The organism is Pseudomonas wadenswilerensis (genome assembly GCF_900497695.1).
In the GTDB taxonomy this organism is placed as follows: Bacteria; Pseudomonadota; Gammaproteobacteria; order Pseudomonadales; family Pseudomonadaceae; genus Aquipseudomonas; species Aquipseudomonas wadenswilerensis.
On record NZ_UIDD01000009.1, the window covers coordinates 189,540 to 205,067 of the forward strand.

13 protein-coding genes and 1 pseudogene are annotated in these 15,528 nt (G+C 64.2%); 7 read left to right on the top strand and 7 right to left on the bottom strand.

All coding sequences use genetic code 11. The features are described 5' to 3' along the window. Nucleotides 1-81 precede the first annotated feature (81 nt). On the top strand, nt 82-972 hold the full coding sequence (locus CCOS864_RS18725) for a LysR family transcriptional regulator (protein WP_115087825.1): 891 nt from the start codon (nt 82-84) through the stop codon (nt 970-972). A gap of 1 nt (nt 973) precedes the next feature. On the opposite strand, the gene CCOS864_RS18730 is transcribed toward CCOS864_RS18725, so the two are convergent. From CCOS864_RS18730 to CCOS864_RS18740, 3 genes and pseudogenes are all read right to left on the bottom strand, one after another. After that, the gene (locus tag CCOS864_RS18730; protein ID WP_115087826.1) at nt 974-3,409 is read right to left on the bottom strand and encodes a TonB-dependent receptor; all 2,436 of its coding nucleotides are present in this window, start codon (nt 3,407-3,409) and stop codon (nt 974-976) included. A gap of 199 nt (nt 3,410-3,608) precedes the next feature. Next, nucleotides 3,609-4,487: a FecR family protein gene (locus CCOS864_RS18735; RefSeq protein WP_233674777.1), complete on the bottom strand. Its 879-nt coding sequence runs from the start codon at nt 4,485-4,487 to the stop codon at nt 3,609-3,611. 4 nt (nt 4,488-4,491) lie between these two features. After that, nucleotides 4,492-4,998 (bottom strand): annotated as a pseudogene (locus CCOS864_RS18740) (RNA polymerase sigma factor); the annotation flags it as partial. Between the two features lie 135 nt (nt 4,999-5,133). On the opposite strand from CCOS864_RS18740, the gene CCOS864_RS18745 reads away from it, so the two are divergent. Then, nucleotides 5,134-5,610 carry an LEA/WHy family protein gene (locus CCOS864_RS18745; protein WP_115087828.1) on the top strand — a complete coding sequence of 159 codons (477 nt, stop codon included), beginning with the start codon at nt 5,134-5,136 and terminating at the stop codon, nt 5,608-5,610. 3 nt (nt 5,611-5,613) lie between these two features. On the opposite strand, the gene CCOS864_RS18750 is transcribed toward CCOS864_RS18745, so the two are convergent. After that, nucleotides 5,614-6,543 carry a carbon-nitrogen hydrolase family protein gene (locus CCOS864_RS18750; RefSeq protein ID WP_115087829.1) on the bottom strand — a complete coding sequence of 310 codons (930 nt, stop codon included), beginning with the start codon at nt 6,541-6,543 and terminating at the stop codon, nt 5,614-5,616. 87 nt (nt 6,544-6,630) lie between these two features. On the opposite strand from CCOS864_RS18750, the gene CCOS864_RS18755 reads away from it, so the two are divergent. Continuing rightward, entirely contained in the window at nt 6,631-7,539 is a 909-nt protein-coding gene (locus CCOS864_RS18755; protein ID WP_115087830.1) for a LysR family transcriptional regulator, read from the top strand. A 3-nt stretch (nt 7,540-7,542) separates the two neighbouring features. Here the strand turns inward: CCOS864_RS18755 and CCOS864_RS18760 are convergent, their stop codons facing one another. Continuing rightward, the gene (locus CCOS864_RS18760; protein WP_010226580.1) at nt 7,543-7,797 is read right to left on the bottom strand and encodes a hypothetical protein; all 255 of its coding nucleotides are present in this window, start codon (nt 7,795-7,797) and stop codon (nt 7,543-7,545) included. Nucleotides 7,798-7,927: 130 nt separating this feature from the next. Here CCOS864_RS18760 and CCOS864_RS18765 point away from each other — a divergent pair, with 130 nt between their 5' ends. Next, complete coding sequence (locus CCOS864_RS18765) at nt 7,928-8,248, top strand: ElaB/YgaM/YqjD family protein (protein ID WP_115087831.1); 321 nt, start codon at nt 7,928-7,930, stop codon at nt 8,246-8,248. Between the two features lie 39 nt (nt 8,249-8,287). Here the strand turns inward: CCOS864_RS18765 and CCOS864_RS18770 are convergent, their stop codons facing one another. Continuing rightward, on the bottom strand, nt 8,288-8,902 hold the full coding sequence (locus CCOS864_RS18770; RefSeq protein WP_115087832.1) for a response regulator transcription factor: 615 nt from the start codon (nt 8,900-8,902) through the stop codon (nt 8,288-8,290). Between the two features lies 1 nt (nt 8,903). Then, nucleotides 8,904-10,709, bottom strand: a complete 1,806-nt coding sequence (locus tag CCOS864_RS18775) for a PAS domain-containing sensor histidine kinase (protein WP_115087833.1) — start codon at nt 10,707-10,709, stop codon at nt 8,904-8,906. Nucleotides 10,710-10,900: 191 nt separating this feature from the next. On the opposite strand from CCOS864_RS18775, the gene CCOS864_RS18780 reads away from it, so the two are divergent. The 3 genes from CCOS864_RS18780 to CCOS864_RS18790 all read left to right on the top strand — a co-directional run bounded on the left by CCOS864_RS18780 (nt 10,901) and on the right by CCOS864_RS18790 (nt 15,513). After that, nucleotides 10,901-12,523 carry an acyl-CoA synthetase gene (locus CCOS864_RS18780; protein WP_115087834.1) on the top strand — a complete coding sequence of 541 codons (1,623 nt, stop codon included), beginning with the start codon at nt 10,901-10,903 and terminating at the stop codon, nt 12,521-12,523. Nucleotides 12,524-12,547: 24 nt separating this feature from the next. Continuing rightward, a complete protein-coding gene (locus CCOS864_RS18785; RefSeq protein WP_115087835.1) occupies nt 12,548-14,317 on the top strand; it encodes an acyl-CoA dehydrogenase C-terminal domain-containing protein in 1,770 nt (589 codons plus the stop codon). A 191-nt stretch (nt 14,318-14,508) separates the two neighbouring features. After that, on the top strand, nt 14,509-15,513 hold the full coding sequence (locus CCOS864_RS18790; protein ID WP_115087836.1) for a FecR family protein: 1,005 nt from the start codon (nt 14,509-14,511) through the stop codon (nt 15,511-15,513). Nucleotides 15,514-15,528: the final 15 nt, after the last annotated feature.

Below are 15,528 nucleotides of genomic sequence, written 5' to 3' on the forward strand. Positions count from 1 at the left end.
GGATGCCGCCAGCATGCCTGCCGGGTTACATTACTAAAATGGCAAGTCAATTAACCTGACATTCATCGGGAGCAATGTTTGATGTTGGGACAACTGCACGACCTCGACCTGCATCTGCTGCGGCTGTTCGTCACTGTAGTCGAGGCCGGTGGCTTCAGCGCCGCCCAGGGCGTGCTGGGCCTGAGCCAGCCAAGCATCAGCCAGCAGATGGCGCGCCTGGAAACCCGTCTGGGTTATCGCTTGTGCAGCCGCGGCAAGGGCGGCTTTGGCCTGACCGCCAAGGGTGAAGTGCTGCTCAAGGCCACTCGCGAGCTGCTGGTGCAGATCGAGGCGTTTCGCCATCAGGCCAATGGCGTCGCCGGGCGTTTGCTCGGCGAGGTGCGCATCGGCATTTCCGAAGCCCAGGAAAGCACCGTGACCTTGCGCCTGGCGCGGGCCATCGAGCGCTTTCGCCAGCGTGACGAGTCGGTGCGCCTGGAACTGGTCAGCGCCATGCCGGCAGACCTTGAGCGTCAACTGTTGCAGCAACGCCTGGACCTGGCCATCGGCTATTTTTCCGGCAAACAGGCGGCGTTCGATTACACGCTGTTGTTCGAAGAAAACCAGCGCCTGTACTGCGCCAGCCATCATCCGCTGGCCGGCCAGCCGGACGTTAGCCTGGAGGCGTTGCAGCAGGCCGACCAGGTCGAACACCCCTACCGTTTCCAGAGCCGCCAGGAGCCCTTTGACGGCACCAGTGGCGCAGCCCGTTCAGAGCAGGTGGACGGTGCCCTGACCTTCATCCTCTCCGGCCAGCACATCGGCTACCTGCCCTGCCACTACGCCGAGCCTTGGGTTGAGCGCGGCCTGTTGCAGGGCCTGGACCCGGCGCTGGATTTCACCGTGCCGTTCGTGCTGGTGCGCCATCGCGCCCAGGTGCCCAGCGACGCCCAGCAGGCCTTCGCAGCCGACCTGCTGGCAGCCTTCGCCTGACTCAGTAGGCCAGCGACCAGGTCAGGGTGTAGGTGCGGCCACGGCCCTGGTAGTCGTAGAGGTAGGCCGGCCCGTAGGTCGGTGAATAGAACAGCGTCGCGCGCTGGCCCCAGACGGTGCTGTACTGTTTGTCGAGCAGGTTCTGGATGCCGGCACTGAAGGTCCCGAAGCCGGTGTCCTGGCTGCCCAGCAAGTCGAAGGTGGTGTAGCCGCTGATCGTGTGATCGGCATCGTCCTTGAGGGTGAAGGCGTGGTTGGCCTGCAGGCGTGCACTACGGCCATCGCCCTTCCAGCCGACGAAGGCAGTGGACTTGGACAGCGACGCATAACGGGCATCGCGCTTGATCCAGTCGCCGTCCTTGTCTTCCTCTTCCGAGCGCACCAGGTGCAGGGTGCTGCCGGCCTCCCAGCCGCTTTCGAAGTGGCGGGTCAGCGCGCCTTCAAAGCCGAAGTCGCGGCTCTTCTGTTCTTCGACGTTGATGGTCAGGGTGGCCATGTCGGTGGTGATGATCTTGTCCGACCAGATGTAGTACACCGCCGCCTGGGCGTCCCAGTCCAGGTCGGCATAGCGCCAGCCCAGTTCCACCTGGCGGCTCTTGATCCCGGCCAGCGGGTTGTCTTCGACACTCAGGCCCGGCTTGCCGTAGTACTTGGCCGGGTCCGGCAGGTCGAAACCTTCGCCGTAGTTGCTCCAGACCTGGTGGCCGTTCTTGAAGTCGTAGATGGCGCCAAGGTTGAACAGGTTGACCTGGTAGTCGTTGTTGCCGCCGGGCACGCTCTTGAAATCGCCGACATCGACGTCCATCTGCTGGCGCCGGGCGCCGCCGGAAACCGTCAGGTTATCGGTCGCCTTCCAGTCCAGCTGGGCGTAGGCCGAAATGCCATCGACCCGGTAGCTGGGGTAGCGCGCCGCCTTGCTGGCTTCATCCAGGTCCAGGCCGCCGCTTTCGGATGAAGTCAGGGCATCGAAGGTGGTCTGGTCGGCATTGAAGCGCTCGCGGTCCAGGTCCACGCCGTAGGTCAGCTTGAGACTGTCCCACTGCTTGGCGAACAGCGCCTTGAGGCTGCTGACCTCGAAGTTCTGCTGCGAGGCGGCAAAGTACACGCCCTTGGAGCCCGCCGGTTTGCCGGTGTTGTAGTACGGGAACGGATAGAAGTTGTCGTCTTCCTTGCGGTACGAGGCTTGCAGGTAGAAGTCCTGGCCGAGCACATCGCTGTGGTGGTAGTTGGCATTGAGCAGCAGGCGCTTGGTGCGCGGCTCTAGGTCGGTGGAATAGCCACCACGCAGCTCGGCATCTTCCAGGTCCGATGGGCCGTTGTAGTTGAGGTTGGGAAAGTAGATACCGGTGCTGCCGTGGTTACCCGAGTCGTAGTACTGGGCCAGCAGGTCGAGGCTCTGCTCGTCGTTGAATTTCAGGCCCAGGCTGCCGAGCACGTCGATGGTGCGGTTGTACTGCAGGTCGGTCTGGGTGTTGTCGATGAAGATCTGGTCGCCGGCACCGTCGTAGAAGGCTTCGTTCTGCTCGGCGGACACGCCCAGGCGCGCGTTGACGCGCTCGTTGCCGCCGCTGATCGACTGGGCGATGCGGGTCGACAGGTCGTCGCTGTTGTTGAAGCCGCTGCTGGCGCCCAGCTGGGTTTCAAAGCGCGCCGGCCCCGCCTCGCCCTTCCTGGTGACGATGTTGATGATCCCGCCGGTGGCGCCGCCGCCATAGATGGCGCTGGCGCCGGAGAGCACTTCGACGCGCTCGACGTTGAACGGCGAAATGCTGTCGAACTGGCGCGACAGCCCGCGTGAGCTGTTCTGGCTGACGCCGTCGATCATCACCAGCACGTTGCGCCCGCGCATGTTCTGGCCGTAGTTGGTGCGCCCTTCCGGCGCCAGGTCCAGGCCCGGTACCAGTTTGCCGATGGCCTCCTTGAGGCTGACGCCGCTGTCGATCTGCTCGCGCAATTGCTGCTGGTCGACCACCCAGACGGTGCCGGGGATTTCGCTGATCGAGGTGCTGGTACGCGAGGCCACGCTGACTTCGATGGGCTTGAGGCTGACACTTTGCGCCGCCGCGCTCTTGCGCAGGATCACCGTGTTCTGCTCGCTGAACTTCCAGCTCATGCCGCTGCCGGCCAGCAGGCTTTGCAGGGCCTGGGCGATGCTGTAGCGGCCATTGAGCGCCGGGCTTTGCCGGCCGGCCACGTCCTGGCTGGTAAACAGCAGGTGCAGGCCCGCCTGGTCGGCGAAGGCGGTCAGGGCCTGGTCGAGGCTCTGCGCTGGCAGGTCCAGGGATACTTCACGTTCCTGCTGGGTGCTGGCGGCATTTACCGCATCGGCAGCGTGCACTTGTAGCGTGCCGAGCAATGCGGCAACGGCAGTGGAGGCCAGCAGGGCGTGTTTGAAATAACCGGTGGAACGGGCGATTGGCTTGAGCGGACCCTTCACTGTTGTCTTCCAGGCAAATGGTTGTAAATGAGAATGGATTGCTGATCAGTCTCACTACGACGATTGGGCGGGGAAGAACTTGCAGTGGGAATTTGAAAATATTTTTTGCGCAGTTACGACCCTATCGCTGGCAAGCCAGCTCCCACAGGTACGGTGCATGCAATACCTGTGGGAGCTGGCTTGCCAGCGATGAGACCCGTCAGTACACCACCGCCAGCCAGGGCAGGTAGGTAACCTTCAATGCATAGCGCTGCTCAAGGGTGCGCAACAGCCCCTCAGGGTCGTTCAGGTCAAACACCCCGCTGACCTGCAGCGCCGCCAGTTGCTGGTCAGACAGCACGATACGCCCGTGCTGATAGCGCTCAAGCTCGGCCAGTACTTCACGCAGCGGCTTGCCGTTGAAGATCAGCTTGCCGCGCTGCCAGGCGGTTTGCGCCCGGGCATCGGGCGATGTTTCCAGCAACTGCCCGCCGACCCGCGCCTGGCCCTGGGCAACCACCACGCGATTGCGTGCACCGTCACGGCGCACACTGAATACCGCGGCGCTGCCCTGCACGGGCTCAGCCCCGGCATCGACCACGAACGGCCGCGGGTCGGCGGCCGGCTCGAACAAGGCCTCGCCGGCCTTGAGGACAACGCGGCGCTCGCCACGGCTGAAATCCACCGACAAGGCGCTGCCACTGTTGAGGGTGACCTGCGAGCCATCGGCCAGGGTGATGCGTTGCTGCTGGCCAACCCCGGTGTGGTAGTCGGCAAGCAAGGCTGGTGCCTGCTGCACACTGCCATATCCGACCAGCGCCAGCACCAGCGAAGCGGCAATTTTCGAGCCCCAGCGCCGCCGACGTGGCGCCGTCGCTACGACTTCAGCCGCCGCGCGGGTCTGCCCGAGGTCCGCCCACAACGCCTCGGCTTCGCTCGCGGCCTCGGCGTGAGCCGGGCTCAGCGCGCACCAGCGCTGGTAGCGTTGTTGGTCGCTGGCGCTGGCGTTGCCCGAATGCAGCAGTACCTGCCAGTCGAGGGCATCATCGGACAAATCGCTGATCGGCTGCGGCGCGGGCATGGCAAGGGCATCAGTCATGGTTGTGTTTGAGCCAGTCGCGACAATGGCGCAAGGCCTGGCCGATGTATTTTGCCACCATGCTCTCGGAAACGCCCAGCCGTTGTGCAATCTGCGCCTGGGTCAGGCCTTCGACGCGGTTGAGCAGCAACGCCTGACGGGCATTGGCCGACAATTGCAGCAAGGCTTCATCGAGCAGCTCCAGGCGTTCACTGGCCAGCAACGCCGCTTCCGGCGCTGGCGCCGGGCACGGCACCTGGCGCGCCGCTTCGCTGTCGTCGAGGTTGGCACTCATGCGTTGCTCGCGGCGCAGGGTATCGATCGCCAGGTTGCCGGCCACGCGAAAGATGAAGCTGCGCGCATGCAGCACCGGCAGCTCCTGCTGCTCGATCTTCACCAGCTTCAGGTAGGTTTCCTGGGCGACGTCGGCGGCCCGCTGCCGGTCGCTCATGCGCCGGGTCAGGAACTGCAGCAGGTCATCGTAATGTTCCTGGAAGCTTGAAAGCAGTCCGGACACGGGAGACGTCAACATGAAGGATTCGATGGGCCAGTGGGAGGAATTAGCGGGCGTTAATGAGAACAAGTATCTTTCATAACGCACAGCACTTTCAACGCCGCTGTGCATTTGCCACACTCGGAGTTGTTCTCCTGCGCTGGAGCTGTGCCTGTGACCCGATTCCTACGCCTTTGCCTGGCCCTGCTGTTGATCGGCGGCCTGAACGCCTGCGCCCTGTTCCAGTCCCGCGACCCGGTGAACATCAGCGTGATCGGTATCGATCCCCTGCCCGGCCAGGACCTGGAGCTGCGCATGGCGGTGAAGATCCGCGTGCAGAACCCCAATGAAACCGCGATCGACTACAACGGCATCGCCCTCAACCTTGAGGTCAACGGCCAGCCGCTGGCAGCTGGCGTGAGTGATCAAAGCGGCAGTATCGGCCGCTTCAGCGAAGGCGTGCTGGTGGTGCCGGTGAGCATCACCGCGTTCTCGGTGCTGCGCCAGGCCGTGGGCCTGAGCCAGGTGCGCAGCCTCGACGGCCTGCCCTACACGGTGCGCGGCAAGCTGGCCGGCGGCGCCTTCGGCACCCGGCGCTTCAGCGACAGCGGCCGGCTCAACCTGCCACAACCGGCCAGCGCGCCCTGGTAAGACTCAGCCCTGGTTGATGAAGCGCACGCCGGGCTTGCTGCGCTCATCCACGCTCAGCTCGAAGATGTCCGGCCGCGCATAATGGCCGACCACGTCGAAGTCATAGCGGGCGCGCACCAGCTCTGCGGTGTCGATCTGGGCACACAGCAGACCGCGCTCACCGACCAATGGCCCGGCCAGCACTTCACCCAGCGGCCCGACGATCACGCTGCCCCCGGCAATCAGCTGGCGCTCGCCCGGCCAGTCGGCGACCTCGATGCCCAGCGCGTTGGGCGAGTCCTGCACCTGGCAGGCACTGATCACGAAGCAACGGCCTTCGGCGGCGATATGGCGCATGCTCATCTGCCACAGCTCACGCTCGTCCACCGTCGGTGCACACCAGAGCTCCACGCCCTTGGCGTACATCGCTGTGCGCAGCAGCGGCATGTAGTTTTCCCAGCACACCGCAGCGCCGATACGCCCGGCACGGCCTTCGATCACCGGCAAGGTCGAGCCGTCGCCACGGCCCCAGATCAACCGCTCGGTACCGGTGGGCATCAGCTTGCGGTGCACCGCCACCAGGCCCTGCTCGGGCTCGAAGAACAGCACGCTGCAATACAGGGTATGGCCGCTACGCTCGATCACCCCGAGCACCAGGCTGGCGCCGGTACGCGCCGACAACCCAGCGAGGGCCTCGGTCTCGCTGCCGGGTACGTCGATGGCATTGGCGAAATAGCGGGCGAAGGCTTCGCGGCCTTCGGGCAGGCGGTAGCCCAGGCGCGTACCGAAGGTCTCGCCCTTGGGATAACCGCCCAGCAGCGCTTCGGGCATCACCACCAGGCTGGCGCCCGCGTTACTGATGGCCTGCTCGTACGCAAGGATCTGCTCCAGGGTATGGGCTTTGCCTTCAGGCGATGAACCGATCTGCAAGGCGGCGACGACGGACTTGGTCATTAGCGGGTGCTCCGGGTGGGCGATGGGTATTGCAGATTGTCGGCGCCGGACCAATCATGAATAAAGCCCACTTCGTTTCTGAATGATATGAATCCTGCAAATATCACCGACATCGACCTCAACCTGCTCAAGGTCTTCGAAGCCCTGCACGACGAAGTCAGCGCCAGCCGCGCTGCCGTACGCCTGGGCCTGACCCAATCGGCAGTCAGCGCTGCCTTGCGGCGTTTGCGCGAGGTCTATGGCGACCCGCTGTTCATGCGCACCGGGCGTGGCCTGGCGCCAACCCTGCGGGCCAACCAGCTCAAGCCGCTGATCAGCGAAGCGTTGAACAAATGCCGGCAAAGCCTGGCCCTGCTCGATCCGCAAGCCGAACAGTTCGAAGGCCGGGCAGTGACCCTGGGCCTCTCCGATGATTTCGAGATTGCCTACGGCCGGGCCTTGATCGAGCAGGTGCAACGGCTGGCGCCGGGCCTGCGGCTGATCTTTCGCCAGACTCACAGCCAGATCGTCGCCCGCGCTTTACTTGATCGCAGCCTTGATCTGGCGCTGGCCTCAGGCGGGTTTTCCGCCCGCCTGCTCAGCCGCCGGGTGCTCGATGAAGGGGATTATCTGTGCCTGCTCGACCCGCACAGCATGGCGCCCGGGCAAAGCGCATTAAGCCTGGATGAGTTCGTGGCGCGGGAGCAGATTCTGGTGTCGTCAGGGGGGTTTATCGGCATCGTCGACGAGGCACTGGCCGAACTGGGCTTGAGTCGCCGGGTGGCGGCGTCGACCAGCCATTTTGCTGCCCTGGCTTACTTGCTCAAGGGCAGCGAGCGCCTGGCCACCCTGCCCGGCCATGCCGCCCGGACCATTGCCGAAACCGCCGGCCTGGTGGTGCTGCCGTGCCCGCTGGCCTTGCCGCAATATCCGGTGGAACTGGGCTGGCGCACCGGCGGGCAACCGGACCCGGCGCTGGAGAAAGTCCGTGAAGCGGTACTGGCGGTGTTCGCCTGAGGCTTACTTGGCCGCTGCCATCAGTTTGTTGACTTCACTGCGGACCATGTTGGCGTATTCGGGCGGCGACATGCCGTCCAGTTCGGCCCGGACCCATTCGGCCCACTTGCCCTTGCGCCGTGGTTTTTCGGCGATCAGCCGGGCGGCGTCGGCCTTGGCCTTGCCCAGGTTGGTCTGCCAGAGCTCGAACAGTCGTGCTTTCTCGTCCTCGATCTGCGCCCGTTCGGCGAAGCTCTTGTTGGCCAGATTGAAACTCATGAGGGGTGTCCTGCCGCTGGAAAATAGGCGCTATCTTACACTGTAGCCGCCGGGGCCCGGCAAACCGCTGCAACTTTCCGCGCCCGGCGGCATCCACTGTTCAATGCCATCAACTGACGAGGAAGCGCCCATGGCCAGGAAAACCACCGTGCAAAGCGATGCCGAGCAAATCAAGGATCAGGCTTTCAGTGAACTGCAGGCGTTGATCGAAGAGTCGGAAAAACTACTGAACGACAGTGCCGCACTGGTTGGCGAAGAAGCCGAAACCCTGCGCGCCCAGATCGGACTGAAATTGAAGCAGGCCCGTGATGCGGTCACCAGCGTGCGTAGCAAGGCGCAGCCAGTGGTGGATGCCACCCAGGACTACATCGGTGGCCATCCGTGGCAGACGGTGGCGATTTCCGCGGGGTTCGGCCTGGTGGTCGGTTTGTTGCTGGGGCGCAGACCTTAATACCCATCGCGGGGCGAGCCGACTTGCCCCGCGATCCAGTCAACGCAAATTCAACGGCTGCACCAGCCCGCAGGCAATCGCCATCCCCACCAGCGCCGGCAAGTGATCGGCCTGCATGCGCTTCATCACCCGCGAGCGATACAGGTCGACCGTCTTGATGCTGACCTCCAGCTGCTCGGCAATTTCCCGATTGGTATAGCCCTGCACCAGCGGCAGGAACACATCACGTTCGCGGGGCGTGAGACTGTCGACACGCGCCTGCACCGCTTCCAGCGGCCCGGCATGGCGCACTTGCCCGAGCGCGTCCTGAACGCTATCGAGCAGTAACTGATCGTTGTAGGGTTTTTCGATGAAATCGCAAGCCCCGGCCTTGAAGGCCCGCACCACGATCGGCACATCGGCGTGGCCACTGACAAAGATCACCGGTAAATCGATCCCCCGCGCACGCAACGCGTCCTGCACGCTCAAGCCGCCCATCCCCGGCATGCGCACATCCAGCAGCACACAGGCCGGCACATGGCCGTCGCAGGCGTCAAGAAACGCCTGGCCACTGGTGAACGGCAGCGCCTGCAAGCCCACCGACTCGAGCAACCACACGGTCGAATCGAGCATGCCCTGATCATCATCGACCACATACACCCGCGGTTCCTGCATATCACTCCCCACTGTTTGCCACCGGCGCCAGCCGACAGCACAAGATCAATCCGCCCGCCTCGCCAGGCTGTGCCTGCAAGGTGCCGCCAAAGCCTTCGACGATACTGCGGCTCATGCTCAGGCCCAAACCCAGGCCGTCCGGCTTGCTGGTGTTGAACGGGGTGAAGATGCCATCCAGGCGCTCGGCCGCCACCCCCGGCCCCTGATCGCTGACCCGGATCGTTAGCCAGCCCGCCGCAAGCTCGGCGCTGAGCAGGATACGCGAGGCCTGGCCGTCGTGCTGGTCACGGTTGGCGTCGATGGCATTGCGCAACAGGTTAAGCAGCACCTGTTCGAGCAGCACCCGGTCGGCATACACCGGTGGCAACCCCTCGTCCACACGCTGCTCGATGCTCACCTGATCGCGGCTGGCCTCCCAGTCGCACAGGCGTACCGCTTCAGCCACGACATCGGCAATCGCCAAGGCCTGCAGGCGTCGCGGTTCCTTGCGCAAAAAGGCGCGCAAGCGCTTGATCACTTCAGCGGCATGGGTCGCCTGTTCATTGATGCGCTGCAAGCCTTGGGCGACGCGTTGCGCGGCCTGCGGATCGCGCTCCACGGCTTGCAGGTAACGCTGGCTGGCACTGGCATAGTTGACCACCGCCGCCAGCGGCTGGTTGATTTCATGAGCAATCCCCGAGGCCAGCTCGCCCAGGGTAATCAGCCGGGCGCTGTGGGCCAGTTCGTCCTGATGGCGGCGTTGCTGGCTTTCGCGCAGTTCACGCTCGGTCATGTCGCGGGCCACCAGCGAGTAGTAGCGCTCACCACCGGTAGCGCGATGGGCCAGCAACACCAGCGATACCGGAAACGCCGCGCCGCCCTGGTGCGGGATCAGCCGCGCCTCGGCCTGCCACACGCCGTGCTGCTCGGCACGCTGCCAGCCTTCGCTGTGCAAGCGCTGCTGCAGCTGCGGGTCGAGCAAGGCGTGCAACCCGGGCAGCGGCTCTACCCCCTGCAACCCCAGGGTCCGCCGCGCCGAGCGGTTGAGGTAGCTGAGCCGGCCGTCGCGGTCGCTGAACAGCACCAGGTCGGTGTTGGCTTCGACCACCTCGGCCAGGCGCCGGCGGTTTTCCTGGGCTTCGATACGGACACTGATGTCCCGCGAGACGCTGACAATCTCCACCACGGCACCGGTATAGGTTTCGCGGATGGCGCGGCTGGCGATCTCGAACCACAGGTAACGCCCGTCACGGTGTCGCACCCGGCAGGTCATGGTCTGGTAGCCGTCCTGCTCCAGCGCCTGGGACGCCTGCAACAACGATTGCTGGCGATCCTGGGGATGGAACAGCGACTGCACTTGCACCCCGCGCAGTTCTTCCGGCCAGTAGCCCAGCAGGCGGAACGCGGCGGGCGAGGCATCGATAAAACTGCCGTCAGGCGTGTGCCGGGAAATCAGGTCGGTGGTGTTCTCGGTGATCAGCCGGTACAGGCGCCGGGCCTGGCTGGCGTCACGTTCACCCTGGCGCTCCAGGGTGGCATCACGACAACGCGCCAGCACCTGCTGGGCGGCGTCATCGGGGATGAAGGTCCAGAGCAGGATCTGCCCGGCCACCGGCGCCTCGACCTCATTGATCGCCCGCCCTTGCTCCAGGCAGGCGCGCACCAGTGCCCGGTAGTTGCTCGGCAGCCAGTGCTCGACGTCACGCTGCGGCCAGGGCCCGAGCAGCGCCTGCAAGGCCGGGTTGCTGGCCAGTACGCTGGCTGAAGCATCCAGCAACAGGCTCGGTTGCGGATCCTTGGCCAGCAGCAAGGTGAAAGAAGTATCCAAAGCGGCGCCTCAGGGCTTTTATAGTATTTATACCATATTGCTATAGTCTATCTTCCAGTTACCATAGCCATTCGCGTAAAACTTGCGACAGCGGAAGGGCCTGCCCTTCACGAAACCTGATCAGAGCTAACAATCAGCCATCGGAGGTTTCAGTTCGCCACGGGCGACTGCCTCCTGCACAGGACGACCTCATGTCGATTTTCTCCCAGGGCCTGGCGCCCGCCCCTGTCAATCATGTTGCCTTGAGCCCCTTGAGTTTCATCGAGCGTACCGCCGCCGTCTACGGCCAGTACCCGGCGGTGATCCACGGCGCGATCCGGCGCAACTGGCAACAGACCTACGAACGTTCCCGTCGCCTGGCCAGCGCCCTGGCCGGGCGCGGTATCGGTCAGGGCGATACGGTGGCGGTGATGCTGCCGAACATTCCGGCCATGCTCGAAGCGCACTTCGGCGTGCCGATGATCGGCGCCGTGCTCAACGCCCTCAACGTGCGCCTGGATGCCGAGGCCATCGCGTTCATGCTCGAGCACGGCGAAGCCAAGGTACTGATCAGCGACCGCGAGTTCCACAAGGTCATTGAAGCGGCCCTGGCGCTGATGGAATACCCGCCGCTGGTGATCGATGTCGATGACCCGGAGTACGGCGAAGGCCAGGCGGTCAGCGACCTGGACTATGAAGCCTTTCTCGCCGAAGGTGACCCCGAATTCGCCTGGCACTGGCCCGAAGACGAATGGCAGGCGATCTCGCTGAACTACACCTCCGGCACCACCGGCAACCCCAAGGGCGTGGTCTATCACCACCGCGGCGCCTACCTCAACGCCCTCGGCAACCAGATGACCTGGGCCATGGGCAACCACCCGGTGTACCTGTGGACCCTGCCGATGTTCCACTGCAACGGCTGGTGCTACCCCTGGACCGTCACTGCCCTGGCCGGCACCCATGTATTCCTGCGCCGGGTCGACCCGCAGAAGATCCTCACCCTGATCCGCGAACATCAGGTCAGCCATTTGTGCGGTGCGCCGATCGTGCTCAATGCGCTGATCAACATGCCCGAATCGGCCAAGGCGGCGATCGATCACCCGGTCAATGCCATGGTCGCCGGCGCGGCGCCGCCGGCCAAGGTCATCGGCGCGGTGGAAGAAATGGGCATCAAGGTCACTCACGTCTATGGCCTGACCGAGGTCTATGGCCCAGTGACGGTCTGTGCCTGGCACGCTGAATGGGATGAACAACCGCTGGCCGAACGGGCGCGAATCAAGTCGCGCCAGGGCGTGCGCTACCCGACCCTCGAAGGCCTGATGGTCGCCGACCCGCAGACCCTGGAGCCGGTACAGCGCGACGGCAACACCCTGGGCGAGATCTTCATGCGCGGCAACACAGTGATGAAGGGCTACCTGAAAAACCCCGAAGCCACCGCCGAAGCCTTCCGTGGCGGCTGGTTCCACACTGGCGACCTGGCGGTGTGGCATGCCGACGGCTACGTGGAAATCAAGGACCGGCTCAAGGACATCATCATTTCCGGCGGCGAGAACATCTCCACCATCGAGGTCGAAGACACCCTGTACAAGCACCCGGCGGTACTCGAAGCCGCCGTGGTCGCCCGCCCGGATGACAAATGGGGGGAAACCCCTTGCGCCTATATCACCCTCAAGGCCGGCTGCGAGGGCACCCGCGAAGCCGAGATCATCGCCTTTTGCCGCGAGCACCTGGCCGGCTTCAAACTGCCGAAAACCGTGGTGTTCAGCGAATTGCCGAAGACCTCTACCGGCAAGATCCAGAAGTACCTGCTGCGCGACTGGGCCAAGGCGCTCTGACCCCTTTTGACTGCGAGAACTGCCATGCCTGAATTCAATGCTCCCCTGCGCGACATGCGCTTTGTCCTTCATGAAGTGTTCCATGGCCCGGCCCTGTGGGCGCGCCTGCCAGCCCTGGCCGAGCGGGTCGATGCCGACACCGCCACGGCCATCCTCGAAGAGGCGGCGAAAATCACCGGCCAGTTGCTCGCCCCGCTCAACCGCAGCGGCGATGAACAGGGCGTAGCGTTCGAGGCCGGTGCAGTGCGCACCCCGGACGGTTTTCGCCAGGCCTGGCAGACCTACCGCGACGGCGGCTGGGTGGGCCTGGCCGGCAACCCGGAATTTGGCGGCCTGGGCATGCCGAAGATGCTCGCGGTGCAGTTCGAAGAGATGCTCTATGCCGCCAACTGCAGCTTCAGCCTGTACTCGGCCCTGAGCGCCGGCTGCTGCCTGGCGATCGACGCCCACGCCAGCGACGCGCTCAAGGCCACTTACCTGCCGGCGCTCTACAGTGGCCAGTGGGCCGGCACCATGTGCCTGACCGAGCCCCACGCCGGTACCGACCTGGGCATCATCCGCAGCAAGGCCGAGCCCCAGGCCGATGGCAGCTACAAGGTCAGCGGCACCAAGATCTTCATCACTGGCGGCGACCAGGACCTGACTGACAACATCATCCACCTGGTGCTGGCCAAGCTGCCGGATGCGCCGGCCGGGCCCAAGGGCATCTCGTTGTTCCTGGTACCCAAGCGCCTGGTCAATGCCGACGGTAGCCTGGGCCAGAGCAACGCGGTCAGCTGTGGCTCGCTCGAACACAAGATGGGCATCAAGGCCTCGGCCACCTGCGTGATGAACTTCGACGGCGCCACCGGCTACCTGATCGGTGAACCGAACCGCGGCCTGGCGGCGATGTTCACGATGATGAACTACGAGCGCCTGTCGATCGGCATCCAGGGTATCGGCTGTGCCGAGGCCTCTTACCAGAACGCCGCCCGCTACGCCTGTGAGCGCCTGCAAAGCCGGGCAGCCACCGGTGCCCAGGACAAGGAGCGGATTGCCGACCCGATCATCGTCCACCCGGATGTGCGGCGCATGTTGCTGACCATGCGCGCCCTCACCGAAGGCGGACGCGCCTTCGCCACCTACGTCGGCCAGCAACTGGACATCGCCAAGTACGCCGAAGACGCCGATGAACGCGACGCGGCGCAACGCCAGGTGGCGCTACTGACCCCGGTGGCCAAGGCCTTCTTTACCGACAACGGCCTGGAAAGCTGTGTGCTCGGCCAGCAGGTGTTCGGCGGCCATGGTTACATTCGCGAATGGGGCCAGGAGCAACTGGTGCGCGATGTGCGCATCGCACAGATCTACGAGGGCACTAACGGTATCCAGGCCCTGGACCTGCTCGGGCGCAAGGTCGTGGCCGATGGTGGCCAGGCGCTGGCGGCCTTTGCCGCGCAGATTCGCCAGTTCAGCGCAACCGAACCGCCTTTTCGCCAGCCGCTGCTCAACGCCCTGGACGAGCTGGAGGACCTCAGCCAGTGGCTGTGCGAGCAAGCGAGCCGCGACCCGAATGCCATTGGCGCGGCATCTGTGGAGTACCTGCAATTGTTCGGCTACGTCGCCTACGCCTACATGTGGTCGCGCATGGCCGCGGTCGCCCGCGACGCGCTGGTGCAAGACCCGGCCTTTTACGGCGCCAAGCTCGCCAGCGCGGCGTTCTTTTTCGAACGCCTGTTGCCCCGGACGCTGTCGCTGCAAGCCAGCATTCGTGCCGGCAGTGCCTCGTTGTTCGAGCTTGACGCCGCGCAGTTCTGAAGAACGGCCTGCGCTGCTGCCCGGTGGCGCAGGCCTACCTTTCGTCCGTGATTTTGTAAGCAATCATTGTCAAATCCGTGGTTTTACGGGGTTTTGGCGGTAAAAAAACCTACAACTGATAGTCATTCGCCATTATCTCGGTTCTCGGCCACCTACCCTGCAAGGTAGAATGGACAAAACCGGGAGTTTCAATGAACCACACCAGTCTCAGCGCCGCCGAACATGATGCCATCACCGATGCCGCTGCGCAGTGGTGCCTGCGCTTGCAAGCTGAAGACTGCACCGCCGCCGAGCGGCTGGCGTTCGAGCAATGGCTGACGGCTCATCCGTTGCACCTGCAGGAATACCAGGCGATGGTGGACATCTGGCAGACCGCCGACCATCTGCCCCGCACCTTCCCCGACAACGTCGTGCCCCTGCCTCAGCGCCGCCGCGGCACCTGGCAGCGGTTCGCCACGGCCGCAGCCATCGCCCTGGTGACCCTGCCGGCTGGCGCCTGGATTGGTTGGGAGCAAGGCTGGCTGCCCAACAGCTATCAGTACCTGGAAAGCAGTGAGCATCTGAGCCGCGTAGTGCTCAGCGACGGCAGCGAAGTCGAACTCAACCTCAACACCGAACTGCGTTTCACCAATTACAAGGACGAGCGTCGGGTCACGCTGATCAAGGGCGAAGCCTTCTTCAAGGTCAGCCACGACAGTCAGCATCCCTTCGTGGTGCACGCGGCCAATGGCTGGACCCGGGTCACCGGCACCCAGTTCAACGTGTGGAAGTATGACGATCAGGTCAAGGTGACCCTGGTGGAAGGTTCGGTATTGGTCAGCAGTGACGGCAAGGCCAGCGACAGCAGCTACCGCCTTGGCCCGGGCATGCAGGCCAGCTACCGGGCGGGTGATTACGAACCGCACCTGGATCAGACCTACAGCCAGGACAACAGCCTGGCCTGGCGCAATGGCAAGCTGATCCTTGACAACCAGAGCCTGGCCCAGGCCCTGCCGATGATCAACCGCTACCTGGACAAACCCCTGCAACTGGCTGACACCAGCACCGGTAGCATTCGCATCAGCGGCATCTACAACACCAGCGAGATCAAGCGTCTGGTCAGTACCCTGCCCAAGGTGTTGCCGGTGTACCTGACCCAGAACAAGAGCGGCAACATGGTGCTTAACCGCATCTCGCCGCCACCCGCCAAAGGCTGAGCCTTGCGCTCAGCC

Excerpts from the sequence above, each read along its gene's own strand:
- CCOS864_RS18725 (WP_115087825.1), top strand. The coding sequence starts at position 82 with ATGTTGGGACAACTGCACGACCTCGACCTGCATCTGCTGCGGCTGTTC.
- CCOS864_RS18735 (WP_233674777.1), bottom strand. The coding sequence starts at position 4,487 with ATGACTGATGCCCTTGCCATGCCCGCGCCGCAGCCGATCAGCGATTTG.
- CCOS864_RS18750 (WP_115087829.1), bottom strand. The coding sequence starts at position 6,543 with ATGACCAAGTCCGTCGTCGCCGCCTTGCAGATCGGTTCATCGCCTGAA.
- CCOS864_RS18755 (WP_115087830.1), top strand. The coding sequence starts at position 6,631 with ATGAATCCTGCAAATATCACCGACATCGACCTCAACCTGCTCAAGGTC.
- CCOS864_RS18760 (WP_010226580.1), bottom strand. The coding sequence starts at position 7,797 with ATGAGTTTCAATCTGGCCAACAAGAGCTTCGCCGAACGGGCGCAGATC.
- CCOS864_RS18765 (WP_115087831.1), top strand. The coding sequence starts at position 7,928 with ATGGCCAGGAAAACCACCGTGCAAAGCGATGCCGAGCAAATCAAGGAT.
- CCOS864_RS18770 (WP_115087832.1), bottom strand. The coding sequence starts at position 8,902 with ATGCAGGAACCGCGGGTGTATGTGGTCGATGATGATCAGGGCATGCTC.
- CCOS864_RS18780 (WP_115087834.1), top strand. The coding sequence starts at position 10,901 with ATGTCGATTTTCTCCCAGGGCCTGGCGCCCGCCCCTGTCAATCATGTT.
- CCOS864_RS18785 (WP_115087835.1), top strand. The coding sequence starts at position 12,548 with ATGCCTGAATTCAATGCTCCCCTGCGCGACATGCGCTTTGTCCTTCAT.
- CCOS864_RS18790 (WP_115087836.1), top strand. The coding sequence starts at position 14,509 with ATGAACCACACCAGTCTCAGCGCCGCCGAACATGATGCCATCACCGAT.